24 protein-coding genes and 1 tRNA gene are annotated in these 26,259 nt (G+C 42.4%); 18 read left to right on the top strand and 7 right to left on the bottom strand.

Annotation, left to right across the window (positions count from 1 at the left end):
* Positions 1 to 74: 74 nt before the first annotated feature.
* The 3 genes from GKO22_RS03605 to GKO22_RS03595 all read right to left on the bottom strand — a co-directional run bounded on the left by GKO22_RS03605 (position 75) and on the right by GKO22_RS03595 (position 1,959).
* Positions 75 to 413 (bottom strand): hypothetical protein, encoded by a 339-nt coding sequence (locus tag GKO22_RS03605; protein ID WP_166332706.1) that lies wholly within the window; start codon positions 411 to 413, stop codon positions 75 to 77.
* Between the two features lie 133 nt (positions 414 to 546).
* Positions 547 to 1,125 carry a TetR/AcrR family transcriptional regulator gene (locus GKO22_RS03600; protein ID WP_166332705.1) on the bottom strand — a complete coding sequence of 193 codons (579 nt, stop codon included), beginning with the start codon at positions 1,123 to 1,125 and terminating at the stop codon, positions 547 to 549.
* 84 nt (positions 1,126 to 1,209) lie between these two features.
* The gene (locus tag GKO22_RS03595; protein ID WP_166332704.1) at positions 1,210 to 1,959 is read right to left on the bottom strand and encodes an SDR family NAD(P)-dependent oxidoreductase; all 750 of its coding nucleotides are present in this window, start codon (positions 1,957 to 1,959) and stop codon (positions 1,210 to 1,212) included.
* Between the two features lie 257 nt (positions 1,960 to 2,216).
* Here GKO22_RS03595 and purD point away from each other — a divergent pair, with 257 nt between their 5' ends.
* The 8 genes from purD (at position 2,217) to GKO22_RS03555 (ending at position 8,924) form a co-directional block, all read left to right on the top strand.
* Entirely contained in the window at positions 2,217 to 3,494 is a 1,278-nt protein-coding gene (gene purD, locus GKO22_RS03590; protein ID WP_166332703.1) for a phosphoribosylamine--glycine ligase, read from the top strand.
* A 97-nt stretch (positions 3,495 to 3,591) separates the two neighbouring features.
* Positions 3,592 to 3,666, top strand: a tRNA-Glu gene (locus GKO22_RS03585).
* A 313-nt stretch (positions 3,667 to 3,979) separates the two neighbouring features.
* Complete coding sequence (locus tag GKO22_RS03580) at positions 3,980 to 4,822, top strand: ABC transporter ATP-binding protein (RefSeq protein WP_166332702.1); 843 nt, start codon at positions 3,980 to 3,982, stop codon at positions 4,820 to 4,822.
* A 1-nt stretch (position 4,823) separates the two neighbouring features.
* On the top strand, positions 4,824 to 5,630 hold the full coding sequence (locus GKO22_RS03575; RefSeq protein WP_166332701.1) for a hypothetical protein: 807 nt from the start codon (positions 4,824 to 4,826) through the stop codon (positions 5,628 to 5,630).
* A 1-nt stretch (position 5,631) separates the two neighbouring features.
* The gene (locus tag GKO22_RS03570; protein WP_166332700.1) at positions 5,632 to 5,985 is read left to right on the top strand and encodes a GntR family transcriptional regulator; all 354 of its coding nucleotides are present in this window, start codon (positions 5,632 to 5,634) and stop codon (positions 5,983 to 5,985) included.
* 11 nt (positions 5,986 to 5,996) lie between these two features.
* On the top strand, positions 5,997 to 6,788 hold the full coding sequence (locus tag GKO22_RS03565; RefSeq protein ID WP_166332699.1) for a hypothetical protein: 792 nt from the start codon (positions 5,997 to 5,999) through the stop codon (positions 6,786 to 6,788).
* Positions 6,789 to 7,344: 556 nt separating this feature from the next.
* Positions 7,345 to 7,836 (top strand): VOC family protein, encoded by a 492-nt coding sequence (locus GKO22_RS03560; RefSeq protein WP_166332698.1) that lies wholly within the window; start codon positions 7,345 to 7,347, stop codon positions 7,834 to 7,836.
* Between the two features lie 140 nt (positions 7,837 to 7,976).
* Positions 7,977 to 8,924 (top strand): aldo/keto reductase, encoded by a 948-nt coding sequence (locus GKO22_RS03555; protein WP_166332697.1) that lies wholly within the window; start codon positions 7,977 to 7,979, stop codon positions 8,922 to 8,924.
* A 237-nt stretch (positions 8,925 to 9,161) separates the two neighbouring features.
* Here the strand turns inward: GKO22_RS03555 and GKO22_RS03550 are convergent, their stop codons facing one another.
* On the bottom strand, positions 9,162 to 10,172 hold the full coding sequence (locus GKO22_RS03550) for a helix-turn-helix domain-containing protein (RefSeq protein WP_166332696.1): 1,011 nt from the start codon (positions 10,170 to 10,172) through the stop codon (positions 9,162 to 9,164).
* Between the two features lie 107 nt (positions 10,173 to 10,279).
* On the opposite strand from GKO22_RS03550, the gene GKO22_RS03545 reads away from it, so the two are divergent.
* Genes GKO22_RS03545 through GKO22_RS03530 form a run of 4 tightly spaced genes read left to right on the top strand, consistent with a single transcriptional unit; the run spans position 10,280 to position 14,925 of the window.
* Positions 10,280 to 12,670 carry a TonB-dependent receptor gene (locus GKO22_RS03545; RefSeq protein ID WP_240920091.1) on the top strand — a complete coding sequence of 797 codons (2,391 nt, stop codon included), beginning with the start codon at positions 10,280 to 10,282 and terminating at the stop codon, positions 12,668 to 12,670.
* Positions 12,671 to 12,726: 56 nt separating this feature from the next.
* Complete coding sequence (locus tag GKO22_RS03540; protein ID WP_166332695.1) at positions 12,727 to 13,002, top strand: hypothetical protein; 276 nt, start codon at positions 12,727 to 12,729, stop codon at positions 13,000 to 13,002.
* Between the two features lie 2 nt (positions 13,003 to 13,004).
* A complete protein-coding gene (locus GKO22_RS03535) occupies positions 13,005 to 13,289 on the top strand; it encodes a hypothetical protein (RefSeq protein ID WP_166332694.1) in 285 nt (94 codons plus the stop codon).
* 7 nt (positions 13,290 to 13,296) lie between these two features.
* Entirely contained in the window at positions 13,297 to 14,925 is a 1,629-nt protein-coding gene (locus GKO22_RS03530; protein WP_166332693.1) for a PepSY-associated TM helix domain-containing protein, read from the top strand.
* 114 nt (positions 14,926 to 15,039) lie between these two features.
* On the opposite strand, the gene GKO22_RS03525 is transcribed toward GKO22_RS03530, so the two are convergent.
* Complete coding sequence (locus tag GKO22_RS03525) at positions 15,040 to 15,486, bottom strand: KTSC domain-containing protein (RefSeq protein WP_166332692.1); 447 nt, start codon at positions 15,484 to 15,486, stop codon at positions 15,040 to 15,042.
* 256 nt (positions 15,487 to 15,742) lie between these two features.
* On the opposite strand from GKO22_RS03525, the gene GKO22_RS03520 reads away from it, so the two are divergent.
* The 3 genes from GKO22_RS03520 to GKO22_RS03510 all read left to right on the top strand — a co-directional run bounded on the left by GKO22_RS03520 (position 15,743) and on the right by GKO22_RS03510 (position 22,567).
* Entirely contained in the window at positions 15,743 to 18,994 is a 3,252-nt protein-coding gene (locus tag GKO22_RS03520) for a SusC/RagA family TonB-linked outer membrane protein (RefSeq protein ID WP_166332691.1), read from the top strand.
* Positions 18,995 to 19,012: 18 nt separating this feature from the next.
* Positions 19,013 to 21,028, top strand: coding sequence for a RagB/SusD family nutrient uptake outer membrane protein (locus GKO22_RS03515; RefSeq protein ID WP_166332690.1), 2,016 nt, complete (start codon positions 19,013 to 19,015; stop codon positions 21,026 to 21,028).
* A 213-nt stretch (positions 21,029 to 21,241) separates the two neighbouring features.
* A complete protein-coding gene (locus GKO22_RS03510; RefSeq protein WP_206367793.1) occupies positions 21,242 to 22,567 on the top strand; it encodes a hypothetical protein in 1,326 nt (441 codons plus the stop codon).
* Here GKO22_RS03510 and GKO22_RS03505 read toward each other — a convergent pair.
* Complete coding sequence (locus GKO22_RS03505; protein ID WP_166332689.1) at positions 22,557 to 23,384, bottom strand: SMP-30/gluconolactonase/LRE family protein; 828 nt, start codon at positions 23,382 to 23,384, stop codon at positions 22,557 to 22,559. The genes GKO22_RS03510 and GKO22_RS03505 overlap by 11 nt on opposite strands.
* Positions 23,385 to 23,469: 85 nt before the next feature.
* Between GKO22_RS03505 and rlmN the strand changes: the two genes are divergently transcribed.
* Together rlmN and GKO22_RS03495 are read left to right on the top strand one after the other, a co-directional pair.
* Complete coding sequence (gene rlmN, locus GKO22_RS03500) at positions 23,470 to 24,534, top strand: 23S rRNA (adenine(2503)-C(2))-methyltransferase RlmN (RefSeq protein WP_116775325.1); 1,065 nt, start codon at positions 23,470 to 23,472, stop codon at positions 24,532 to 24,534.
* Positions 24,535 to 24,569: 35 nt separating this feature from the next.
* Positions 24,570 to 25,271 (top strand): ComF family protein, encoded by a 702-nt coding sequence (locus GKO22_RS03495; protein WP_166332688.1) that lies wholly within the window; start codon positions 24,570 to 24,572, stop codon positions 25,269 to 25,271.
* Positions 25,272 to 25,333: 62 nt separating this feature from the next.
* Here GKO22_RS03495 and GKO22_RS03490 read toward each other — a convergent pair whose 3' ends face one another.
* Positions 25,334 to 25,711, bottom strand: a complete 378-nt coding sequence (locus GKO22_RS03490; RefSeq protein ID WP_166332687.1) for a VanZ family protein — start codon at positions 25,709 to 25,711, stop codon at positions 25,334 to 25,336.
* 200 nt (positions 25,712 to 25,911) lie between these two features.
* Between GKO22_RS03490 and GKO22_RS03485 the strand changes: the two genes are divergently transcribed.
* The gene (locus GKO22_RS03485; RefSeq protein ID WP_166332686.1) at positions 25,912 to 26,247 is read left to right on the top strand and encodes a PadR family transcriptional regulator; all 336 of its coding nucleotides are present in this window, start codon (positions 25,912 to 25,914) and stop codon (positions 26,245 to 26,247) included.
* Positions 26,248 to 26,259: the final 12 nt, after the last annotated feature.

Genomic DNA, 26,259 nt, shown 5'->3' with positions numbered 1-26,259 from the left:
TTTACCAATCGCAGATCATATTACAAGGCAGTAGTTAAATTTCAGGCAGTCACGATGAGTTTTTCATTTTCAATCTATTCTACTAATCTCATCGTGCTGTTTAATTTGATTTCTAAATCCTTATTGATAGTGGGGATTGCATAAGGCTCTAGCTCCTCCCAAAAAGGGTAAGAATAACGACTTATTTTCTCGGTTTTATATACATTACTTTCCAAACTAGAAGATAGGGCTTTGTATTCTGCCTGACTAATTCCCGTTCGCGCCATGACATAAAAATGCACTAAGCCTTCGTACGGAATATGCCCAAACTCCGCTTTTCGCTTTATGCTACCTATGGCGTGCTCGTGCGTACTAATGAGATTGTGAGCCGAAAGATCTTCTAGAGTAATTGAGGCATAGTTTTCCAAACGCACATCGCTTTTAGTTTTTGCCTCCAGTCTAAAAATTTTTGTTTTTTGAACCGTATCTGGTAGGACCTCATCCAAGTAAAAAGTCGAAGTTTGATCATTTGCTAAAATAACTAATAATAATCGGAACAAAATGGAGCTATTCAATCACGGAAAGTGCCGTTTTGGCGATGTCCTCAAACAGCTTGCGATCTTTTCTGAATTTGGCATAAACACGCATGCCCGCTACGGTATTCATGAAAAAACGGGCGGTTGCTAAGGCATCTTTAGCTTTATCTATTTCTTGATTTACTTGTCCGCCTTTAATCGCCTCATAAAGCGCGGTCTCAAGGATAAGATCGTCATCGTACAAAAGTTTTTGAATATCAGTATCGTGGTTCGCTAGCTCAACTTCCGAATTGACTTTGAAGCATCCTGCTGGAAATCGGTTCTCAAATATGTCTGAGATAACGGTATCTAGCAAGTTTTTAATACCTGTTTTCACAGAAGGAGCACTTTCAATGATGTTGATTAGTCTGGCGGTACCGTCGATCTGATATAGCTCAAGTGCTTTTATAAAGAGACTATGTTTGTCTCCATACGCGTGATAAATGCTAGAACGACCAATGCCCAGCGTGTCGATCAGGTCATGCATTGATGTCGCGTAGTAGCCTTTTTCCCAAAAGATCTGTATCGCTTTTCTCAGCACCTCTTCCTCATTAAAATCTTTGTGCCTCATAAGAATCAATAGCTTTTCATCGGATTACAAAGCTATTGATTTTATTTAATTCGTTGTAGAAAGTAGTGTTGATAAACCTGTCAACTAACGAAGTCCACCGCTTGCAGAAATGAGTTCGCCAGTCAACCAGGCCGATTCATCAGATGCAAGAAAGGCTGCAATCCCTGCTATATCGTCTGGTAAACCTACACGACCTAAAGGTGTCATGCTGATGAAGGTCTTCTCCATTTCGCTGCCAATAAATCCACCAGCTCTCGAGCCTTCCGTATTTACTACGCCTGGATTGATCGAGTTGACACGGATTTTTTTCGGCCCAAGTTCCTTAGATAGTACTCTCGTGATGGAATCAACGGCACTTTTTGTAGCCGTGTATACTACACTTCCAGCGGGTTGCGCACTGGATACGCTAGAGCCAATGTTAATGATATTTCCACCTTGTTCGGCGAAATAATTTACAGCAGTTTGCGAAGCGATAAGCAAGCCAAGTACATTTATATTAAACTGATTGTGAAAATCTTCTGCCGTCACGGACTCTAATGGTCCCCAATGGTACACTCCAGCATTGTTGACCAAAATGTCGATTTTCCCGTATTTCGCTGAAGTTTCCTCAAAGATCCTTTTTATGTCTTCTTGCTTGGAGATATTTCCTTGAATCGCAATTGCTTCGCCGCCTTTTTCACGAATGAAATTGACCACTTCATTTGCCTCCGATTCGGATGAAGAGAAATTCACCACAACAGAAGCGCCGTCTGCAGCAAGTCTTTTAGCAATGCCTGCGCCTATTCCTTTGGATGCACCAGTTACCAATGCTACTTTGTTTTCTAACTTTTTCATGATTTCAATTGTTAAGAGCACAAATCTAAACATCTAATTGTACCAATTGGTACAATTAGATGTTTATGATCTATTGATGACAGAATGTTTGGCAGTTGTCGAGAGATATTATTAATTTATTTTGGATATAGTCTATGGGTAAGACTCTAAACGAGAGGTCATAAGATTGAATTTCACCTGATCTAAAAGTGAGAATATTTTCTTAGTAATATCTGAAAGGATTTAGATACTACCTGCTAGTTAACTATATTTGCTAGATGAATATTTTAATCATTGGATCTGGCGGACGAGAATCTGCCCTTGCCTATAAGATCTCCCAAAGTCCGAAGTTAAGTCAATTGTTTATCGCTCCCGGAAATGCCGGAACGACACAGTATGGTCAAAATGTACCGTTGAAAGTCACCGACTTCGATGGCATCGCGGCATTCGCTTTGGAGAATGGAATCAACATGGTCATTGTGGGACCCGAAGAGCCTTTGGTAAAAGGTATTCATGATTACTTTTTGGGAAGAGAAGATTTAAAACATATCCCAGTTATTGGGCCGCAACAGCAGGGAGCGCAATTAGAAGGATCAAAAGATTTCTCTAAACAATTTATGGCGCGCCATAAGATCCCAACGGCAGCATCACGTTCTTTTGACAAGAGCACCTTAGCCGATGGACTAACGTATTTAGAATACCAATCCTTGCCAATCGTATTAAAAGCAGACGGTCTAGCCGCAGGTAAAGGCGTGTTAATTTGCGAAACATTGGAAGATGCCAAAGCAGAATTAACCGCTATGCTGGCAGATGCGAAATTTGGCGAGGCGAGTAGCACAGTCGTGATCGAAGAGTTTTTGACAGGAATTGAGCTTTCGGTTTTCGTGTTGACGGACGGCGAATCGTATAAAGTGTTGCCCTCGGCAAAAGATTATAAAAGAATCGGCGAAGGCGATACTGGTCTTAATACGGGCGGTATGGGATCAATTTCTCCAGTTCCTTTTGCAGACGAAGCGTTCCTTAGTAAAGTAGAAGAGCGTGTGATCAAACCAACAATCGACGGCTTGAAAAAAGACGGCATCCCGTACAAAGGATTTATTTTCATCGGCTTGATGAATATGGCGGGCGATCCTTACGTGATCGAGTACAATGTGCGCTTGGGTGATCCAGAAACAGAGTCGGTATTGCCACGCATCGAAGCAGATTTAGTAGACTTATTTTCTGGCGTAGCCGAAGGCAATCTGGCCGAGCGTTCGTTTTCGGTAAGTCCAAAAACGGCTGTAACCGTGATGATGGTTTCTGGTGGTTATCCAGGTGATTACGAGTCTGGAAAAGTGATCTCCAATATTGAAAATGTAAAAGAATCGATTGTATTTCACGCAGGCACTACAGTCAATGCCGCGGGTGAGGTCGTGACTGCCGGCGGACGCGTAATCGCGGTAACGACGTTGCAGGATGACTTATTTACCGCGTTACAACAAGCTACGGCAGATGCTGGGCGTATTTTTTACGAAGGAAAATACTTCCGTACAGACATCGGTTTCGATATTATTTAAATAAAATATTCTCACTATTAGTGAGTTACTTTTTTGATGCGGTTTTTATTTTGGCAAATTCGATAAAGCCCTTATATTTGCAACACCAAAAAAGAATGGCCCGTTCGTCTAGGGGTTAGGACGCCAGATTTTCATTCTGGAAACAGGGGTTCGATTCCCCTACGGGCTACCAACTGAAAGGTTAAAATCATAAAAAAGCTTGCAAGAAATTGCGAGCTTTTATCGTTTATAGACTTTCCCGTGCAATTTGAAGGAGCGTAATATATTGAAACCTAGATTTAAGCCATGTTTTGATGCTATGAGCCTGAGCTCCGTAAAATGTGAAAAGTCATCGCCTCTATTACAATCTCAAAGCAACTTTAGGCACTCAATTTCTTCGAGTTTCACCGAAAATTCACCGAAAAAATAAAAAATTGTTTGGTATTATATCGAAAGTTGTTCACATTTGTAGTGTACTATTATACTAATACACTAAATCTGATAATATGATTAACCTAGAAAATGTTTGTTATCACTACCGGAAGGGTGTTCCTATATTGGAAAATATCACGACACAATTGCAGCCCGGACATATTTATGGATTGTTAGGATTGAATGGGGTAGGTAAAACCACCTTACTCAAAAACATTGGCGGCTTACTCTTTCCAAGAAAAGGAACTATTAACATCGATAGTTTCAGCCCTGACCAACGAGATGTTGACTTTCTATCCGACATATATTTCGTGACCGATCAGGCTGAACTGCCGGATTGGAAGATTCGCCAGTTTGAAGAAGTTTACGGTGCATTGTATCCCAAGTTTGATGCACAATACTTTTATTCACTACTGGAGACCTTTCAGATCGATGCGCGTAAAAATATTAAGAGCCTTTCTTTTGGTCAGGTCAAGAAAGTAAATATTGCTTTTGCCCTAGCCACCAATGCCAATATCATCCTCATGGATGAGCCGACCAACGGCCTTGACATTCCCTCGAAAACACAGTTTCGCAAAATCATTGCGAGATACGTAACCGAAGAGCGTATCCTGATCATATCGACGCATCAAATCCGCGATATCCATTATCTAATCGATCATTTGCTTGTGCTCAATCACAGCAAATTGATCTTGGATAAGAGTATCCATGCGCTTCAAGATAGTTTTTATATCTCCAATAAACCAACTGATGCGGAAGGAGCCATCTATTCCGAAAAAAGTATGCACGGGACATTGAGTCTGATCGAGAACCTCCGGAATGAAGAGAGCCAATTTGATATCGAATTTTTCTTTAATGCGCTATCTGCCGATCCTAGTTTAGTAAACCGCGTAAAACCATCTAAAGCTAACTTGTAAGATGAAAAACATAAATATAAAAAGATTAAAGACGACTTTAACCGAATATTGGTTACTGAATAAAAGTAAGCTCATCAGCATTCCGGTGGTGGTAGTGGTATTGTATGTCTTGGCGATGTTTTGGTATGGCACACCGCTATTCAACCAACTCCTTTTCCGTACATATCCAGATAGCAACGCTTTTGCCGAGATGCTGGCAAATTACAATGGTCGGCAGAACAAAGAGCTCATCCTTTTTACGATACCGTTATATGTAATACTTTGTACTATTCCATATTTCAAGCTCTTAACCAAAACGGTGTACGGCACCATGACGCCGGTAAGCCGTGGCGAGCGCATGAGCACGTTATGGGCTGGAAATCTGGTGATCATTTTCGGCATTCTACTGTCCTTCTTTGTCATCGATTTGACGTTTACAACGATCATGAAGTCACTATATTTGGATGATGTGATCGCCTATAGAGAAAGCGTAGGAGACCTATTCTATACATTTGAAAATAGGACGTATTTCGCCACTTCCGAACGAGAGATTTACACCGTGGTCTCAATTCTTTCATTGAGTTTTGCCTGTTTGTATCAACTATCAACCCTGTTTTTTCGAAAATACAGTATTCCGCTTTTTGCGCTGATGTTACTTGGATTTTTTTACGTGGCATTTAAAGTTTTCGAGGCATTGTATCGGGATGTCAATTATCGATTTGATACCTCAGAGATTTCATTCCATGCGATGGTGGTTTTGTTTAGCATCGTAGCGATTGGTGTGGTAGTTACCACCTATTTCAAACTTAGAGAAAAGGAGATTTATTAATATGCAATTCAATAACGAAAAGGCGATTTATCTCCAAATCGGGGAGTATGCGATGGATCGGATTCTGCTTGAAGAATGGCGAGCAGAGGAAAAGATTCCATCCGTGCGTGATTTGGCGTCAGATCTCGAAGTGAATCCGAATACCGTGATGCGGGCTTACGATCACTTGCAGCAGCAAGAAATAATCTATAACAAGCGAGGCATTGGTTTTTTCGCGAGCAATTCTGCCAAGGAACTGATTTTGAAAACACGAAAAGACCACTTCCTCAACGAGGAATTGACGTTGGTGTTTCGAACAATGGATCTGCTGGACATCAGCATCGAAGAAGTGAATACCTATTATCAAAACCGATAAAGAAAGAAACAATGAAAAAATCAAATATTCTATTTGCCAGCATCCTAGCACTACTGCTTGTGGTGGCTTGTGTCCCACAACTTGTTGGCCTGATCAAATATAATCATGCAAACAAGCCCGCCGATTTTATGTCTAGATTTTGGGCAGAACATTTTAATCGCGACCAAGGGGAAAAGGTCTTAGAACGCTTTCACTATATCCATGTCGATGGTCAAGATAAGCGGATATCTTTGCATGTCAATAAGAGCAAGTCGGACACGGTAAAAGCATGGAACGTCTCGACCAAAGATTTGAAGATGGAGGTGAAGAATGATACATTATACTTGAAGCAACTCAATAAAGATGGATTTTACCTTATTTTAGATGTTCCTAATCCCATTCGCGACTTAACTGTTAATCAGTCTAAACTATCCGCATCATTTGCCGAAGACTTGATGAATGATATGCAATTAAACATTCTTGCAGGAAGTGATCTTACTTTAGGGCCGCCCTACAGAGGGGAAGAAGATACGATTCAACGGGTGATTCCTCAACTTCACTTCGCTATTTCTGGAAAATCGAGAGCATTTGTCGACAACTATTATGTGGAACAGTTAAATGTGGACCTTAAAGACGGTCTGTTGCGTTATTCACAAAACCTTATGGTAGATACAATGACTGTGAAATTGGCTGGTAAAAGTAGCGTTTCATCTATACGAGGTGACGAAAACAATCAAATTGGGTTGCTTCAAGTTTCTGGCGATCAAAAATACTTTCGCAAAGAGTTTATTGGTCAGAATGTCAAGCTCAACATCATAAATTAGCGCGCTATGATCTTCTTAATGATGAAATACGTGTATCATATTGCGGAGCTAGTCAGTTCGGTAGTAGAAAAGTTTTAAGAGGTAGCCGTGCCTCATTCTAACACACTTCAGGTTTGCTTGAAGTGTGTTTTTTGTATATTTAGATTCGTAACAACTTTTGGAAAACGATATGAATCTTCACTATTTCCGAGAGCGGAAACTAGCTCTCTATGTCTCTCTACTTTATGTCGGTCTTTCCACATTAACAGTCTGTTCACTTTATCCTAACGACCGATTGTATGGAGAATGGACGACCTACACATTGCTCTTTACTTTTCCAATCTCTATTTTTAGTTTTATGTTCCGGTATGCAGAAGCGGATCTGATTTACCCGGTTTTTATTATTCAAGCTATCCATATCATTCCAACGTTTTTATTTTGTAACTACATATTTAAAAAACCTCCAATCAAATACAAAGCAAATTAAATTCTAGTTGGATTCGTTAATTTAGAATAGACCTTAATTTGAGTGGGAGTAAGTTCAATTTCAGCATGATTTGGTATTAAAAAAGACAATATGGAAGAATACAAAATACCTGCGCAGACACGCATTGGTCACGTGCATTTAAAAGTATCCGATCTGAAGCGCGCACTAGATTTTTATCACGGATTATTAGGTTTCGAAATCACGACGATGTATGGCGATCAGGCCGCATTTATTTCAGCTGGCGGATACCATCATCATATTGGTTTGAATACGTGGCATAGTAAAGGTTTTCCACCGGCATCTCCAAATGGCGTTGGCCTGTATCATACCGCGATCCTATATCCAACCAGAAAAGATTTGGCGATGATCTTTAATCGATTGCAGGAGGCCAATTATCCGCTGACAGGCGCGAGCGATCACGGTGTTTCTGAAGCCATATATTTAGACGATCCAGATGGCAATGGTGTGGAATTGTATTGGGACAAACCACAGGAACTTTGGCCGACAAAAGCAGATGGATCTCTAGAAATGTATACCAGACAGCTTAATTTAAGTGATTTGCGGAACGAAGCCAATAGTTGATAGCGCGCTACTTGGTTTATTAAAAACAAGACATTCTAGATGAAGTCACTTTTTTTTGACACAAAGATGTATTAGAAAGGGAAGCTAACTGTAAATATATTTTGAACTTCAAACTATCATTCACTTAAAAGAGATAAAAGATGGAAAAAGTACTGATTGGACAGACAGATATAGAGGTAGCTCGTTTTAATTTAGGAGGCAATGTTTTTGGCTGGACACTTGATGAGGCCAAGTCTTTTGAGCTATTGGATGCCTACATTGATGCGGGGTTTGACTTTATTGATACCGCAGATATGTATTCGCATTGGGCGAATGGCGGTATTGGTGGGCAATCGGAAACCATCATCGGGAAATGGCTTAAAGCGCGTGGCGGCCGCGATAAAATCGTTGTTGCTACCAAAGTAGGTGGGCCTACGGGCACAAATGCGATAGACGTAAGCCGTAAGCACATTTTGGCAAGTGTAGATAAATCACTCAGCAGATTACAGACGGATTATATCGATCTTTATTATACACACTACGACGACGAAAAAACCCCTATTGAAGAGACGTTAGCGGCCTATGATGAGTTGATTCGTGCTGGTAAAGTCAGACATATCGGCGCCTCAAACATATCTCCAGAGCGTTTGCGTGACTCCTTAAAAATCGCGCAAGAAAATAACCTTCCAAAATATCAGGCTTTGCAGCCATTGTACAACTTGGTAGAACGTAAAGGCTATGAGACGGATTACGCTCCAATTGTGGCGGAACATGGCTTGACGGTGTTTCCTTATTATGCTTTAGCCGCAGGATTTCTAAGTGGGAAATACCGTTCTGAGGAAGATTTTAATAAAAGTCCACGCGGGCAAGGTGCTGCAAATTACCTAAACGAAAGGGGATTAGGTGTATTGAGTGCGATAGATGAAGTGGCTAAAAAGCACAGTGTAGTTCCAGCAACTGTAGCTTTGGCGTGGTTATCAGCGCAACCGAATATTGGCGGGCCAATTGCTAGTGCTACTTCAAAGGAGCAACTGAAAGAGATTTTATCCAGCACTTCACTACAATTGGATCGTGCTGATCAGGAATTGTTAGATAAAGCGAGTAAATAGATAAGTTTTTTGAAAAAGTATTATCGGACAGATAATTAAGGGACGGATGCGTGTTAGCTTGTTAAAAAAAAGAAAAGGTTTTCAAACGGGGAGAGAGAAAACCTTTCGATAACCAATTATAAACCTAAAATTTGATAAGACAAATATAATTCCCCGAAATGACAAAAACAAAAAAATCTACCAATTTGGTAGATTTTTTTTGAAAGCCTGTATTTGTAGCAATTTTTGATGGGATAATTATATGCGATCTATTCGACCAACTCCTTTACTGTACTGAATGGGAGACAACCCCGTTGCTCGCTTGAAGGCGACCGAAAAAGAAGAGGGCGCCGAGTAGCCTAGCAGGTAGGCAATCTCTTTAAAGGTGTGATTACGATTGCCGATGAGCTCCTTGGCGTGGTCCATTTTGAGCTTGATGGCATACTCAAATAGTCCCATTTCATAGCGCTGCTTAAATCCTTTTTTGAGTTTAAACTCGTTTACCCCAAATTCTTTAGCCAGAAATTCGGTCGAATAAAACTTGTCGAGATTTTGCGCAAGCAGCTGCGCGATTTGTTCAAGTTTTTTTTGTTCACCTTCGCGCAAGGCTAATGGCTGTCTTGGGTTAGGATCTGTTGTGTTTAGCGCTTTCTGAAATAATAAGCTCAATAACAGATAAATCTTTCCCTTAATAAAGTATTCTTGACTAATCTTATCGAGTTCATTCGCCTTAATATCTAGCAGTAGATTTGCTATGTCTGGACAAATTGGAATGCCAGCTGGGAATAGATGTGTGGCGCGATCGGCGCGCACATCTTCCACAAACTCGTTCACAAAGGAGTGTGTTGCCATCCACTCTTCGAGATGCCCGATTTCCAAGTATATATCCACATGTCGGTAGTTTTTGTGTTTTTCGAGAGTCACTTCAAGGTCTGCACCTTTCGGCACGAAATACACATATCCGCGATAGGGTTGATATTCGTTTGGTTTACCATCGATCAGGTCTTTTATGCTGTGGGCATGCATAAAAAAACTCATCTCTACATAACGGCTTTCAGTCACTATGCTTTTTAGCGTACAATCTTCATGATATAAGGAGTGATATTCTCGGATGGCCAGCGTATCGGATTCGTGGATATAAATCGTTTTGAAATCGCCTATTTCATTATGCAATGACTTCTCTTGACAAAGGCTATTCCGATTCGGATCCTGCCAAATTTTATCTAAATAGAAGAAATCCTGTACCTCATTTTGCCCGCTTTTCAACATATACTATCTCTCCCGAATTCTAAAACATTTATACCGATCGCAACAAAAACGATTACTGTCATTGTCTACTTTTGCCAAAGTTAATTAAACTAATTCTAAATAAGATAATGAACATATATAAAAGAGCATTGTATTCGATGCAGCTTGCCTTTGGCGCTTTACTGATTAGCTTAATCGTTTTTCCAAGCCAGGCCTCGGCACAAAATGGTAGTGAAATAGTTGGTAGAGTAAGGTCTGATCATGGTACTTCATTGGCAGGCGTGGTGATCAGTATTGCTAAAAGCACGCAAAAAACAGTCACCGATGAGGACGGGCGCTATACATTAGAAAATGTGCCATCGGGTAACCTCGAAGTTACCGCGACCTATCGCAAAACCAAATCTCAGAAAAGCGTGTTGATCGAAGCTGGATCCAAGATCACGTTGGATTTCGTGCTTGAAGTAAATCATGATGAAATCGAATCTGTCATCGTATCGGCCAACCGCAGAAATGTACCATCATCCACGTTACGTTTATCCGAGAATCTCTTAGTAACACCGCAGAATATTGTGGTGATCGACAAGAACTTATTGAACGATCAGATGATATTTTCTACCGCAGAAGGTTTTACACGTAATGTCAGTGGAGCGCGCACGATCTATCATCAAGAAGAGGCGAGCGCTGGTATCGCCGTACGTGGATATTCTGCTTCCAATTTAAGAAATGGTATGGATGTGAGTGGTAGTTTTGGTCCGCTTCGGGAAGATATGGCTTTCGTAGATCGTATTGAGTTTGTCAAAGGACCAGCCGGATTTATGATGGGCAATACGCAGCCGGGTGGTTTTTATAATATTGTAACCAAAAAACCAAAAGGAGACGATGCGGTCAATAGTGCGCGCTTGAGTCTGGGTAGTTTCGGTCTTTACCGCGCCGAGGTCGATGTAGATGGTATGCTGTCGCAAGATGGTAAGCTTTTAGGCCGATTCAGTGTGATGGGTACTAAAAAGGGTTCGCATGTGATGCATGCTTCCAATGAGCAATTTGTGATCAATCCATCCATAAAATATGTACACTCCGAAAAAACAGACTTTACGGCAGAATACATTTTATCTCAAAATGCATTCACAGGTGGATTCTCTAAATATGCGTACGGTATCGATGGATTCAAAGAGTTGCCAAGAGAGTTTAGCTTTTCCGATCCCATTATTGATCCAACGGTGGTGCGTGAGCACAATGTATTTGGTACGGTAAACCATTATTTTTCGGATAACTGGATGATGACCGGACAATTCGGCTACATCAATTCGCAGATGCAGGGAGAATCGTTGTACGCGACTTTTAATACATTGGATAGTCTTGGTAATACAAAGCGAAACCTCGCTATTGGCGATGCGATGAACACTTCGACCGTAGGACAGGTATTTATGAAAGGTAAATTCAACTTAGGCGAAGTACAGAACAATGTATTGTTTGGTTTGGATATGGGGACTAAATCTTATGTGGCAGATTGGACTAACTTGGATACACTGCCAGGTACATTCAACATCTACAACCCGGTGTATGGCAAACTAAAAAAATCAGATTTACCTACTTACGACAGAAGCCGTTCATTGCGGGAGCGTGGCGCGCAGTACTTAACAGAGTACAGCTACTATTCTTTGCATTTCCAAGATGAAGCTCATTTTCTAGATGATCAATTACGCATTGGAGCGGGACTACGTTATACGTCGACCACGCGAACCAGTGCGGCTTCGAATGGTGCCCGTGTGCACAACAGTGCCTTGACACCAAGATTTAGTATAACCGGTTTGATTACGCCAACATTTACAGCATTCGCCTTGTACGACCAGACATTTCAGGAGCAAACAGGTACGCAAGTAAACGGCAATCCGGTAGATCCATCGCGAGGTACGAGCAAAGAGTTAGGCTTGAAAAAAACCTGGTTTAATGGCAATTTGTTAGCAGGAATCACGGCTTACCATTTGGTACGGACAAATATTACGACCACGGCAGGACCTGATCGTCCGGGTTTGGTTGAGCAGTCGGGAGAAGCGACTTCCAAAGGAATTGAAGTGGATATAAACGGTCGTATTTCACCTTCTTTTAATGTGATGTTCAACTACGCGTACACTGATGCAAAGATCACGAAAGATAATAACCCGGCTCGTGTAGGAACGATGCTGTACGGAAATGCCGAACACATTACCAACGCTTGGTTGCATTACACGTTAGTGAGTGGTGCGCTTGAAGGATTGGGCTTTTCGGCGGGTTACGAGTTACAAGCAAACCGTGCAGCTTGGCCGTCAACCGTTGAGAAATACCTGCCAGATAATTTGTTTTCTGTGGACTTGGGTGCGTCTTTCAAAAGAGACAATTATAACATCGCTTTGGTCGTGAACAATGTGATGGATCGCTATAATTACACTGGTTTTTATCCTGGAGCATGGGGTTATTCGCACTATGGTTGGAGAGCATTGCCGCCGCGCGGATTTAGATTGACTTTAGGTTATACCTTTTAACAAATAAGATGATCACCACCTGCTGCTTTTTATTTTTTACCGGCTTCTTGCTGTGGATGAGTACGTCCAAGAGAATATCTTGGACGGATAAACCGCAGTGGTTAGCACAATGGCAAAGTCGCGAGATCAGTAAGAAATTGGCTGTCGGGCTATTTGTTCTGGGCACGATTGGCTGTATGCAGGCCTTGGGAATTGGAAGTGGTTTGTTTGCGGCAGTGGTGATCCTCATGATGATGGGCGGAATGTGCGTTTTGTTTTTCCCATTCTCTTGGCTTCGCGTACCATACGTGGTTGGTTTGTATCTGTTCTGTCTTCTGTTTGAACTGTTGTAATTATGCCAGCGAATAAAAAATACCTCACCAAATCGGGCTGGCTACGTCTCAGCAAAATCCTTGCAGGTACGATGGGAGGCTACAGCACGATGTTTAGTTTTCATTTGCTGATGACCGTATTCTTTCCGAAAGAAAATGTGGTGGCCACTGCTTTTTTTACGGGTTACATTTTATGGGCGTTTCTTTTGCTTTGGGCATTTGTGGACAAGAATGTGTGGCGTGTATGGCTGATCTACTTACTGGCCACCGGCGTTTTTTACGGATTGTACCTACTTCTTCAAGCATAAAAATCAGATGGATCAAAGGAAATACAATATCTACTTCCATACGCACACCATTAGCGGTATTATCATTGCTGCGCTGCTTTATGTGATCTTTTTCGCGGGTTCTTTTTCCTTCTTTAAAGACAGCATTAGCGCCTGGCAAAAAGCAGAAACACATGGAGAAAACGTATCCGCTGATTATAATTATTTGATCGATTCCCTATCGAAAACCTATAATCTACAGGGGCGTGACTTTGATTTCTATCTGCTTAATAGCGGGCAAGGTGCTTACATCAATATGTCGGCTTCTAAAGATACCACGATTAGTAAGCCAGCACCGATCGAGGCAAAGCGCGGCCGACGGCAGCAATCAGGTGATTCTGCCTATTTCTTGTATTACTTTGCTAGTAAAAAACCAACTAGCTATGCGGAGGGCTACGATATGGGAGAATTTCTGTATCGCCTACATTTCCTAGCGCCGCTCAATCAGATTCCCATTCGTTTAGGTACGCCGTTTGGCTATTTATTAGCGGGCATTGTATCTTTTCTTTTTTTATTTGCACTGATAACAGGTCTACTATTGCATTGGGATAAAATCAAAACCAACTTCTTCTTGTTCCGTCCGTGGAGCAAATGGAAAACCGTCTGGACGGATATGCACACGGTCTTAGGCGTGATCGGATTTCCATTTCAATTATTGTTTGCGGTGACGGGGGTGATCTTGATTACGAACTTTGTATTGACCACGCCATTCTCGCATTTTCTATATGAGGGCAAGCAAGAGCAACTTTTTGAGGATCTGCAATACAATCGTACGATCGAAGTACCCTATTCTTACCAAGCATTGGATAAGGAGTTTGATATGAATGCCTACGTTGCCGAATGGCAGCAGACTTGGGAGGGCAGTCGAATTGCTCGTATTCACATTCGTAATTTTCAAGATCAAAACATGCAAGTTGTGCTGGAAGCAAAACCAAACGCAGAGCAACGATTTGCCGGCTCTGGTTTTGTAAAGCAAAATATTGCGACGGGTGAAGTATTGCAATCAAAATCGCCAGTCGATGAAGCGAATTATGTGGATGGTGTACGCAGCTTGATCTATCATTTGCATTTTGGAGATTTTGGTGGTACACCGCTACGTCTTGTTTTCTTTGTTTTGGGGTTAATGGGCTGTGCGGTCATCATCTCTGGTATTATGATCTGGTTGGTAGCGCGCAACAAAAACAATGTGCCGTTGTACAAAAGACGGTTCAACTTCTGGGCAAGCAATGTGTTTCTGTCTGCCTGTCTGGCGATGTTGCCAGTTACGGCGTTCACCTTCATCATGTTGAAATTTTTGCCGAGCATTAGCCAAGCGATCGTCTATCGTGTTTACTTTTACAGTTGGCTTGTACTAAGCATCTACCTGATCGCCTTGCGAAATCCATCCAAAGTGAATCTCCATACCTTGATCTTATCGGCGATTACTTGTCTGCTGGTGCCATTAGTTAATGGATTTACTACAGGATTGTGGTTGTGGAAAACGAAACAAATGGGAGCCAACGGCATTTTCCTGATCGATATGCTCTTTTTATTGCTTGGCATAGCAAGTATAATCGCTTGCTGGAAAGTCAATAAGCAGGCGAAGCCTTTTCAGGTGTTGTTGGGCAAGGGGAAGTAGTTAACCAAAGGCTGATAAAGCCCGAAGACGAATCTCTTCCACGTTCAAACCCGCAGTTGCTAGCTTTTATGAAGCTAGCTGTACTTTAATCTCGGGGTTCATAGTGGTTGAAAATTAATCAGTCATTGCTTCACCAGACTTCCTGTATATAAAGTTTCCGTAAATATGTCTTCTAGCGAAACGGCTCGGCGAGTCTGAGTTTACCATCTTAATATAGACATTTTTTGGAACGCCGATGTATTCGAACTTTTGCCCATTAAGATGTTGCACTTTAAGAATTGACTTCTCTAAATAAAAATCATGAATATTAGATTTTGTAGTCGTTTCAGTGTACTCTTCTTTATATTTTTCCTGTGTTTCGGCATGTATGCTTACCAGAAAATGATATGCCTCAATAACTGTTTTGCTCTTCTCTTCCGCTTCTATTTTAGCATCGTCGTTATCTACAAACTTGTCAGGATGAGTATCTTTCATCGCATTTCTGTAGATGGTCTTAAGCTCTTTTAGCGTAGCGTTTTTGTCTACTCCCAATAAATTTCTATAGTCTGCAATTTTTTTCATCGCTGTTTTCTTTGAAGATGCAAAGCTAAGACAATTTCATTACCGCACAGTTGCTATTTAAAAAGAACAGCAGAAGCATGATACTATTTGGTTAGAAATTGAGCTAATTAGTCAATTTTTTCCCATAGAGATTGGAGACTTTTGAATTGTCGTCTGAACCGCGACACCAATTATTAAAAGTTTACCTAATGTCTACGATGATGGAATTGTATACGCCCTTAACTACGGCGTATGTCCTCCACCTAAATTGTTAATCATGATGAATAAATGCTACTTTATTCTTGTCATTCTGTTGGCAAGCTTAAGTCCCTATCGGACATCGATTGCGCTTGCGCAATCACCAAACAAGCAAATTTCCGGTATCGTTACATCCGAAGTTGGCACTCCTGTAGAAGGTGTAACCGTACGCGTGAAAGGCTCTGATCGCGCGACTTCTACGAATGTGGAAGGCCGATATAGCTTAGAGCTTACGGCCACGGGCGGAAACACACTAACCTTTACCAGTACAGGATACGCAGTACAAGAAATCCCTATTCAAAACCGAAGCACGATCAATGTCACATTGAGCACGGATGTGCACGGTATGGATGAGGTCGTGGTGGTAGGTTACGGTAGTATGCGCAAGAAAGATTTGACGGGTGCAGTCACGCAGATTCGCCCCGACAATATTGCCAACGAAAATCCTCGAACGGTACAAGACATTTTGCGCGGTACGCCAGGCGTACGCGTAGGTTTTGATCCTTCTGCCAAAGGTGGAGGTAGTTTGCAGATTCGCGGTCAGCGTTCTGTTTATGATGAAGGCGGTCACAATAGTCCGTTATTGATTCTGGATGGAATGATTTATTATGGGGAACTATCCGAAATCAATCCTGATGATATTGAGCAGATCGATATCTTGAAAGATGCTTCTGCGGCGGCAGTTTATGGCGCACAAGCAGCCAGTGGTGTTATCATTATTACCACTAAAAAAGGTAAACCCGGCAAACCAATTGTCAACTTACGGACAAACGTAGGAGCCTCTACCTTGAGCACCTTTCGTGAGCCATTTGATGAAGCAGGCTATCTCAAACATAGAGAAGATTGGTTTACCAAAAATACCTACGGTATAAATCCAAGCACAGGAGCATACGAAGCCTATCAAACGGGACTTTTTGCCCAGCAACCTGGATTCTTTGTGCGACCAGATCGATTACCAGCAGGTGTATCCGCCGATACTTGGCGCGCTTATACATCGAACGTAGATGGAGAGTCTGATATGGCGATTTGGGGACGGCGATTGGGTTTCACCGGCAATGCTTTGCAAAACTTCTTAGATGGAAATTTTACAGATTGGTCTAAACATGTTTTCCGTACGGGATTGGATCAAGATTATAATGCTAGCGTGAGTGGTGCTGGAGATCGGGTCAACTATTACCTGTCGATGGGGTATATGAAAAATCAAGGTGTTGTTGTCTCCGACAATTATCGCGCGGTACGCGCTAATATGAAGATTGACGCGAAAGTAACCAAGTGGTTTGAGTTGGGCGCAAATGTCAACTTTCAAAATAGATCGGATGGCAACGTGGATATCGATCAGGCACAGGCGCTACGCAACAGTCCGTATGGCGATTATGCGGATGCGGATGGCAATCCCGTTCAGTTTCCGTTAGGTCCCGAGTTTAGTCAACGCGGTTACAATTATGACTTTGTAAAACAATATTTAGAGCTAGAGAAAGGTTTCACTACGTTGAATTCCATCTTGCAGGCACGTGTGAAATTGCCGTTCAACATTAACTACTCTTTCAACGCCTCACCTCGTTTTCAGTTTTTCCATGATCGTTATTTTATGTCGGCCGCTTTGCCGGGCTCAGATCCGAAATCTCGCGGTGTGAACCGCTCGCAGGCACAGCGGTTCGATTGGTCGATCAACAATGTGGTGAGCTGGAAGAAAGAGTTTAATGACAAGCACCGCATCAACGCGACCTTTGTGTATGAAGCCGAAGAGCGCCAGTTTTGGGAGGATATGATCAATGCTCGAAACATCTTACCATCAGATGCTTTGGGTTTTCACAATACTAGAAATGGGATGAAAGAAGACAGCTCGTACTCCAGTTTTGATACGCGCCAAACGGCAGATGGTATGTTAGGACGTTTATTTTACTCCTATGATGACCGTTACCAGCTTACTACCTCACTTCGCCGAGATGGTTATTCGGGTTTTGGTACTTCTAATCCACACGCTATTTTCCCATCTGCTGCGGTAGCATGGAATTTTACCAACGAAAGTTTTTTCAATCCACAAGGCCTGATCAGTAATGGTAAACTTCGTTTATCATATGGAGAGAATGGTAATAGATCGTTGGCAGATCCCAATTTGGCACTAGCCAATCTATATGAAGGTGCAGGTAAGATGCAAGGATACATTAATAGTGCGGGAGAACTAGCATTGTACCGCTATTTGATGGCCGACCGTCTGGCAAACCCATTCTTACAATGGGAAAAAACCGCTTCCTATAACGTGGGCTTGGAATTCTCCCTGTTCAATAATCGTATCTCAACCACCATGGAATATTACTCCATGAGTACCAAAGATATGATTATGCAACAGCGTTTGCCATCATTTACAGGATTTGAGCGCATCGCGACAAACTTGGGTCAGGTAGATAACAGAGGTTTTGAATTGACCCTAAATACACTCAACATCCAACGCGAAAATTTCCAATGGAGCACCAATTTTGGTATGTCGTACAACAAGAATCGCATCAAGCATTTATACTACCAATACGAAGACGTTATTGCGCCGGACGGCAGTATTTTGAGTCGTAGAGAAGTAGATGATATCCCGAACGGATGGTTTATTGATCAACCGATTGATGCCATTTGGAACTATCGTGTTACTGGAATCTGGCAAGCCAATGAAGTAGAAGAAGCAGCGCGTTACGGGCAACTACCGGGCGATCCTAAAGTAGCTAACAATTATACGGAGGATGATGTCATTAATGCAGATGGCACGAGCAAACCAGTCTACAATGACCAAGATAAAGAATTCTTGGGACGTCGTGTAGCACCATTTCAATGGTCATTACGTAGTGATTTCACGTTGTGGAAAGACCTAACGTTCTCTTTCAATTTGTATGCGTACACCGGACACAAAAGCTTGAATGGTAACTACCTGAATAACGATGATAATGGTGGTCACATGGCGTACGGTTTATCTAATCGCGAGCGGAAAGAATATTGGACACCGGATAATCCAACCAATGAATTTGGTCGTATTGAAGCGGGCGGCCCGGTGGGCGCTGGCGGAGTGAATAAATTATATAATCGCTCTTTCGTGCGGTTGGAGAACATCACCCTAGGCTACACATTGCCAAGACATTGGACCTCAAATCTGGATCTAAACAGTGTCAAATTATTTGGCGCTGTGCGCAACGTGGCGACTTGGTCGCCAGGTTGGCCGTATGGCGATCCAGAGACCGGTGGTTGGGCACCGCGCTTGTATACGTTTGGCTTAAACCTAGTTTTTTAAATTTTAAAATACTTTATCATGAAAAATATTCATCAACGATCTAGCCGCCTGTCGTACAGCATAGCCGCGATATTAGGTGGGATCATGTTAATTAGCAGTTGTTCCAAAGATTTTTTGAAACCAAATCCCTTATCGATCTATGAGCCCGCAGCGACTTTTTCTACGGAATCAGGATTGATGTCTGCCATGGCCATTTGTGATCGTCACCTTAAACTATATTGGGCTACCGAGCACAATGAGATGCTCACGCTGGGTACAGAATATATCTTCTCGGAACTGATGGTTGCTGGCGCAACGGATAAGCGAAATATGCTATGTGACGTGGCTAATATGCTAACGCCAACCAGCGAAACTGGGTTGCAAAACTTGGACAGAACTAACAGTATCTGGTATTATTGGCAAGAAACATACAAAGGAATCTCGTATGCCAATACCATTATCCAATTTGTCGATCGAGTTGAGGGTTTGGACGAAAATATTAAAAATGCCTACAAAGGCAGAGCCTATTTTCATCGCGCCTTTCGGTATATGGCTTTGGTATTCCAATTTGGTGATATTCCATTAGTCAGCAAGCTACTGGAAGTGCCGAAGCAGAACTACCGCAGTACGGAGCGCGATGCCATTTTGCAGATGTTGATTCAAGATATGGAATTTGCGGTCGAATGGGTGCCTACGCAGCAGGAAACTAATCTGATTGGTTTAGTGAATAAAGGCGCTTGTCGGATGTTGTTGACAAAGCTTTATTTGGCGATGGGCGAATACCAGAAAGCGAAAGATCAAACTGATATTCTCATTAATCAATCGGGATATTCCTTGATGACCAATACGTTTGGAACCTTCAATCCGGGTGGTGAAGCGCGTACTTGGCCGATCACTAGAAATGTGATCTGGGATATGCACCGTGCTGAAAATAAACTAATCGCGGCGAACAGAGAAGTCATTATGGGAATGCCAAACCGAGGCTCTGATGCCGAATCCTTCTCCCAAATGTTGACGATGCGAATCTTATATCCATTTGTGTTCGACAATCGTGTACAAGCGCCTGATGGTCGCCAAGCGATGCTGAATGTCCGTCGTAATAGCGGCGACTATAATCCACTATACGATTATATGCGTTCTTTTGGACGAGGCATATCGACATTTCGTCCTACTTACTTTCAGACACATGCGGTATGGAATGTGAATGGACAAGTGGACGCGACCGATCTTCGCCACAGCTCGAGCAGCGGTAACTGGATACGGATGGAAGATTATAAAGTGAATAATAAAGCTTCTGCGCAGTTTGGCCAAAACCTAACCCTATTTCATCCTACTACGGGTGCATTATTATGCAGCGATACCATTCGTCGGTGGTTTGATGTGCCGCACTACAAGTTCTTTTTGAATGACCCGGTGAATGAAGCCAACATTGTCGGTTCTGATGGTTTGCGCGGAGCGACTAATGGTGGAATTGCCGATTGGTACTTGTATCGCTTGGCAGAAGCCTATTTACTACGCGCCGAAGCCAAATATTATCTTAACCCGAACGATGGAACAATTAAAGATGATTTGAACATCATTCGCCAGCGAGCCCAATGTACACAACTGTACCAAGGTGCGGTTACTATCGGCGATATTATGAATGAGCGCGCGCGGGAATTGTATTGGGAAGAGTGGCGCAATGTGGAGTTGAAACGCGTTTCACTTTGTTTAGCACGTAGCGGCAGACCCGACGAATGGGGAAATACCTACAGCTTGGCAAACTTTGATAAGCAGTCGGGTACGGATGATGCAGGCGGAAGTTACTGGTATCAGCGCATCAACCATTATAGCATGTACAACAAAGGTCCGATCCAGATCAACGCTACCGGAAATAGTAATCCGAATTACACAATGGACAAGAAAAACATGTATTGGCCGATACCCTACGCTGCTATAACAGCGAATACCAAAGGTGTTCTTAGTCAAAATTTCGGTTACGACGGTTATGATGCCGGTGTAGCCAAATGGAGCACTTGGCAAGAAGCGGTAGCCGACGAAGATAGAACGGAATAAGCCCGTATTTCGTAGCGAAGAAAGATCGTGCGAACCACCTCGATCTTTGACCTGTCATTCTACTGATGATGAAGAGCACCAGTAGAATGACATTTTTATATATACGATATATTATGCTATTACTTAAACTTTTTACCTTAATTGATGTGCGTTTTGTAATTAAAAGCTAACTTTGCACGCGGAATTGAATATTTGAGGTTAGGAGGGCTATTTATGCGGAACATTTTTTTCACCATTGCTACAGCGTTTATTTTTTGTGCGAAGACGGTAGGTCAAGTGCAAAGGGATACGCTAGTTAATCACAGCGATACCACCGATGTAGACAAACCGCGTTTTCAGCAACAGCCGGGCTTAGCTTTGGCCGCATCCAAAATCTTTTTCTCTGAAAAACGCTGGTCTGTTGGCGGTTTTGGAGAATTTAACTACGTTCCGGTACAACAAAATGTAAATGCAGATGTAGGAGATTTGGAACTCTACTACTCTGGCTTGTATCGATACTCTACGTTTTTCGGATATCGCCTCACGGACAAACTCATTTGGAATTCGGAGTTCCAAATAGAATTTATGCATGATCGTGATGGCAATACCAACCAAGAGTTTTTGATAGAAGCTTTTATAGACTATCTCTATGCCGATTATTTGAAAGCACGTGTGGGTTTTTATCCGCTAACCATCGGGTATGTCAATAATAATGATGAGCCTGTTATGTTCTATTCCGTAAACCGCTCCGATGTCGAGCGATTGATTACCCCTTCCACTTGGATTGAGTTTGGAGCGATGTTTTATGGCAATATTTCGAAAGATTGGAGCTATGCCTTGGGTTTGTCGCAGGGGCTTAATAGTGAAGATTTTATGGGAGGAAGTTGGATCAGACAAGGTCGCGAAATTCGATTGGGAGTGCCTCGTTCGCTCGCTATCAATCCACAAGTAAATTATCACGGACTGCCCGGAGCCACACTTTCTGTATCAGGCTACTATGGCAATTCAGGTCAGGGGAATGCTGTGCGAATCAACGATCGTGAGGAAGATGTAAAAGGCAGAATTAACTTAACAACGGCCTATGGAACATACCATTGGCGCACTTTTCGATTTGTGGCATTAGGCACTTACGGTACATTGAGTGATACGGAAAAAATATACCAGCAGACCGCTGAACACTCTGATAATGGTGGTCAGGTTTTGGGAAGCAATACATACGGCTATCTCTTCGAATTAGGTAGCGATATTTTGCCATATCTGCGCCGGCGGCCGGCAAGTCAACGTCCGCATCGATCCTCGTTTTTATTCGACTCTCACGAGATGAAACTAAGCCTGTTTGGAAGGTACGAACGCCTCAATACGCATCAGCAGGTAAATCCATTGCTGCAAAGCTTACCACGGGTAGAAAGCAATTTGAGCATAACTACATTGGGCGTTAATTTCAACACGAAAGAAAACATAGTGCTGAAAGCGAATTACCAGTACCGACGAAACAAGTCGCCATTGGATCCAAATCCGGTCTCCAACATTGTAGAGACCGGCATCGGATTTATTTTTTAACCAACTTATACGCGACTACGCTATTGTTGTTGAATGTAGGGATGTATAATGTCTTCGTTTTTGCATCAAAACCCAAGTCGGCCGTGTTCATTTTACCACGCACATCAAGCAGTTGTTCCAACGTGCCATCTGCTTTCACATAATAGATCAATCCAGGCCAGCAAGTGACTAAGAAATCGCCATTGCCGACTGGCTCCAAGCCATCACCACCTTCTTCCAAATCTTTGGTAATGACGGTCTTGTTTTTGGCTTGATCCACTTTCCACAGTTCCTTACCAGCTAACACATACAGTGCATCTCCGATTACGCGAACGCCATTCGCATTATTGGCGTCTTCCAAATACACAGACGCTTTGTCATTCTCGATCAGATACACTTTATGCTCGCGTGTGTCAGATACAAATACACGTCCTTTCGCATCGGCAGTCACGTCATTCAGGAATGTAGCACCTGCTACAGGGATTTTTTTCAGCACTTTGCCATTCGACATATCCACTACAACCACATCCGTAATATCGGCAATATATAAGCGATTGCCGTGCATAGCCATTCCTTTTGGGGCGTGCAGACCTGACACCCAAGTAGCATCTTTCATTTTACCGTCAGCATGCAATACGGCAACACCGCCTTTGCCGTCTTTTTCACTACCGCCACCATCGATCAACGAAACCAAAAGGGTGGATTGCGCAGTATGTGGCAATACCGATTCTGGGACGGGTAATTGCTCGGTGGATTCCCACAATTTTTCTAGTTTGTGCTGTGCCTGAGCGGAATAGGTCAGTGCAGAAAGAGCGAGTAATGCCAATGTCTTTTTCATGGTAGTGTGTTTTGTAAATGTCCTAATTTATCAAAATTAGCGAGGAATGTCAAAGGTTTGACGGGCTTTCTGTATCTTTGCCCTTGTGAAAGATAATGTAAAATTGGTGGATATCAGAAGTTTGAGTGTTGATCAGCTAAAGGTCAAGCTTACGGAGATGGGGGAGCAGGCGTTTCGCGCAAAGCAGATATATGAGTGGCTATGGCAAAAATCATGTACCTCTTTTGACGAGATGAGCAACCTAAGTAAGGCGCTGCGCGAAAACCTCAAAACCAATTTTACGATCAATGCGGCACAAGTGCGTCAATCGCAGATCAGTAACGATAAGACCATCAAAAGCACCTTTACACTATATGATGGTAATGTGATCGAAGGCGTACTGATTCCAGCTGATTCACGGATGACGGCTTGTGTGAGTTCGCAAGTAGGCTGTAGTCTCACCTGCAAATTCTGCGCAACAGGATACATGGATCGCAAGCGCAATCTGAATGCCGATGAGATCTATGATCAAGTGGTCTTGATTGCCAAACAAGCTGAAGACCATTATCAACAACCGTTATCTAACATCGTATACATGGGTATGGGCGAGCCGCTGCTCAACTATGCCAATATGATGAAATCTATCGAGCGCATCACGTCACCAACTGGTCTGAATATGGCCGCTAAACGGATTACAGTAAGTACGGCGGGTATTGCTAAGATGATCAAAAAATTGGGTGACGATGAAGTACGGTTCAATCTGGCGCTTTCCCTGCATGCGGCCAACGATGAGAAGCGCAACGAAATCATGCCGATTAACGAGCAAAATACGTTGAAAGCATTGGCAGAAGCGCTCAAATATTACTACGCCAAAACTAAGAATGCGGTCACATTCGAGTACATCGTGTTTCATAACTTCAACGATGAGTTGGAAGATGCTAAGGATCTAGCGAAATTCTGTAAACATATCCCTTGTAAGGTCAATATCATTGAGTACAACCCGATTGCGTTGGCTGATTTTGTGAATGCAGAGGCAGATAAAATTGACGTATTTGCGGATTATTTGCGTAACCAAGGCGTGGTGACCAATGTAAGACGTAGTAGGGGGAAAGATATTGACGCGGCCTGCGGTCAATTGGCTATTAAAGATAAAACTGCTGAGGAGGTATAAATCGTATTTTCCGTGGCAGTATTCATGTATCCATTATGTACAAATTGGATCGGTATTGGCATGGATTATTACACATTCTGTTTCCACAGCGTTGTGCAGGATGTGATACCGTTTTGATCCATCAGGAACACATACTCTGCAGTACTTGCTTGTACCATTTACCCCAAACCGACCACCACAAGGATACCGAAAATGAAACGGCGAAACAGTTGTGGGGCAAAGTCAAATTTCAATATGCCGCGTCGATGTTGACGCTTTCCAAATCATCCCGCGTACAGCGAATTATTCACCAGCTCAAATATGACCAACAGCCTGAAATCGGAATCTATCTCGGAAAGATGTACGGTGAAATACTGCTAGAAAACCCGATTGTAGATAGAGTAGATGTTATTGTGCCCATTCCCATTCACTCCATCAAAAAAAGAAAACGTGGCTACAATCAATCCGAATATTTTGCAATAGGCCTCAGTGAAGCGTTAAATATTCCATTCGACACGACGTGTTTAAAGCGTACGGTGAACTCCGTGTCTCAAACACGCAAATCGCGAATAGATCGTTATGATAACGTGGAAAATGCCTTTGCTTTTGTACCGCAAACAGGTGGAAAACAAACTCCAAACCACGTGCTACTGGTCGATGATGTCATCACAACAGGCGCCACCATTGCCGCTGCCGCACAACAGCTAATAGATGGTTTGGGCTGCACGGTGTCGATCGTCACCATAGCACGCGCATAAGCCTGAAAGCGTAATCACGAAAAGTTAAAGGAAATCTTTTAAAGTAGTTCCGTTATGAACCTCTAAAATCGTTTTCGGTAGAATAGCAAGTAAGAAAATAATGCCATGCCGATACCAACAGCATCTGCAAAGATATCCCACCAATCTGCTTGCCGCGTACTGGTAAAGTAATACTGTGCAAACTCGGTTAAAAAAGCAAATGAACCTGTTCCTAACAAAACCCAAAATGCGGTAAGATACTTTCGCGCCATACCCTTCGTATTAGCGATTGCGCCGTACAGAAACAATGCAGTAAGCAAAAAGAAACTGCCGCAATGAGCAATCTTATCAAAACCTTCGTAAAGTGGTATGGGAAGATCGTTGCTGGGCGATTTTAACATGAGGTACAACATACAGATGCTCCATAGGAATGCCCAGGAATAGCTTAGAATAAATCGCATAGCCGTAAAAGTCGGCTTTATATGCTAAAGAAAAAAGTGTTTAACGAATTTTATCGGTTTTACGCCACAGGCGACATCCTACGATTTATTTTGTTTTAAAAATTATTTGTTTGATAATCAGTGATTTAGAAAAAATATATAATTTTATACAGTACTATGTATTGCAAAGTACTGTCTTAAAGATATATCTTTGTATTGTTATGGTAGCTGAAAACACACAAGTACAGATGCGAAAGGGAATACTGGAATACTGTATTCTTTCGATTATTTCTCGGAATGAGATCTATGCATCAGATATAATTGCGGAGTTGAAGAAAGCGGAGTTGCTCATCGTGGAAGGTACATTGTACCCTTTACTAACCAGACTTAAAAACAATGGACTGTTGAGCTACAATTGGAAAGAATCTACTTCTGGCCCGCCACGCAAATATTATGAGATCACCGAAGAAGGCATGGCCGTGCTCAAAAAGCTGGATGTGACTTGGAAGGAACTACTTTTTGCCGTAGAAACTTCCTTAGGACATAGAGCAATTTAAAAGATATTAAAA

This window comes from Sphingobacterium chungjuense (assembly GCF_011316935.1).
GTDB lineage: Bacteria > Bacteroidota > Bacteroidia > Sphingobacteriales > Sphingobacteriaceae > Sphingobacterium > Sphingobacterium chungjuense.
Note: the sequence above shows the minus strand (reverse complement) of the source record. Positions and strands in the feature narration are given on the sequence as shown.

Coding starts and splice junctions, on each gene's coding strand:
- GKO22_RS03600 (WP_166332705.1), bottom strand. CDS start 1,125: ATGAGGCACAAAGATTTTAATGAGGAAGAGGTGCTGAGAAAAGCGATA.
- GKO22_RS03595 (WP_166332704.1), bottom strand. CDS start 1,959: ATGAAAAAGTTAGAAAACAAAGTAGCATTGGTAACTGGTGCATCCAAA.
- purD (WP_166332703.1), top strand. CDS start 2,217: ATGAATATTTTAATCATTGGATCTGGCGGACGAGAATCTGCCCTTGCC.
- GKO22_RS03580 (WP_166332702.1), top strand. CDS start 3,980: ATGATTAACCTAGAAAATGTTTGTTATCACTACCGGAAGGGTGTTCCT.
- GKO22_RS03575 (WP_166332701.1), top strand. CDS start 4,824: ATGAAAAACATAAATATAAAAAGATTAAAGACGACTTTAACCGAATAT.
- GKO22_RS03570 (WP_166332700.1), top strand. CDS start 5,632: ATGCAATTCAATAACGAAAAGGCGATTTATCTCCAAATCGGGGAGTAT.
- GKO22_RS03565 (WP_166332699.1), top strand. CDS start 5,997: ATGAAAAAATCAAATATTCTATTTGCCAGCATCCTAGCACTACTGCTT.
- GKO22_RS03560 (WP_166332698.1), top strand. CDS start 7,345: ATGGAAGAATACAAAATACCTGCGCAGACACGCATTGGTCACGTGCAT.
- GKO22_RS03555 (WP_166332697.1), top strand. CDS start 7,977: ATGGAAAAAGTACTGATTGGACAGACAGATATAGAGGTAGCTCGTTTT.
- GKO22_RS03550 (WP_166332696.1), bottom strand. CDS start 10,172: ATGTTGAAAAGCGGGCAAAATGAGGTACAGGATTTCTTCTATTTAGAT.
- GKO22_RS03545 (WP_240920091.1), top strand. CDS start 10,280: ATGAACATATATAAAAGAGCATTGTATTCGATGCAGCTTGCCTTTGGC.
- GKO22_RS03540 (WP_166332695.1), top strand. CDS start 12,727: ATGAGTACGTCCAAGAGAATATCTTGGACGGATAAACCGCAGTGGTTA.
- GKO22_RS03535 (WP_166332694.1), top strand. CDS start 13,005: ATGCCAGCGAATAAAAAATACCTCACCAAATCGGGCTGGCTACGTCTC.
- GKO22_RS03530 (WP_166332693.1), top strand. CDS start 13,297: ATGGATCAAAGGAAATACAATATCTACTTCCATACGCACACCATTAGC.
- GKO22_RS03525 (WP_166332692.1), bottom strand. CDS start 15,486: ATGAAAAAAATTGCAGACTATAGAAATTTATTGGGAGTAGACAAAAAC.
- GKO22_RS03520 (WP_166332691.1), top strand. CDS start 15,743: ATGATGAATAAATGCTACTTTATTCTTGTCATTCTGTTGGCAAGCTTA.
- GKO22_RS03515 (WP_166332690.1), top strand. CDS start 19,013: ATGAAAAATATTCATCAACGATCTAGCCGCCTGTCGTACAGCATAGCC.
- GKO22_RS03510 (WP_206367793.1), top strand. CDS start 21,242: ATGCGGAACATTTTTTTCACCATTGCTACAGCGTTTATTTTTTGTGCG.
- GKO22_RS03505 (WP_166332689.1), bottom strand. CDS start 23,384: ATGAAAAAGACATTGGCATTACTCGCTCTTTCTGCACTGACCTATTCC.
- GKO22_RS03495 (WP_166332688.1), top strand. CDS start 24,570: ATGTACAAATTGGATCGGTATTGGCATGGATTATTACACATTCTGTTT.
- GKO22_RS03490 (WP_166332687.1), bottom strand. CDS start 25,711: ATGCGATTTATTCTAAGCTATTCCTGGGCATTCCTATGGAGCATCTGT.
- GKO22_RS03485 (WP_166332686.1), top strand. CDS start 25,912: ATGGTAGCTGAAAACACACAAGTACAGATGCGAAAGGGAATACTGGAA.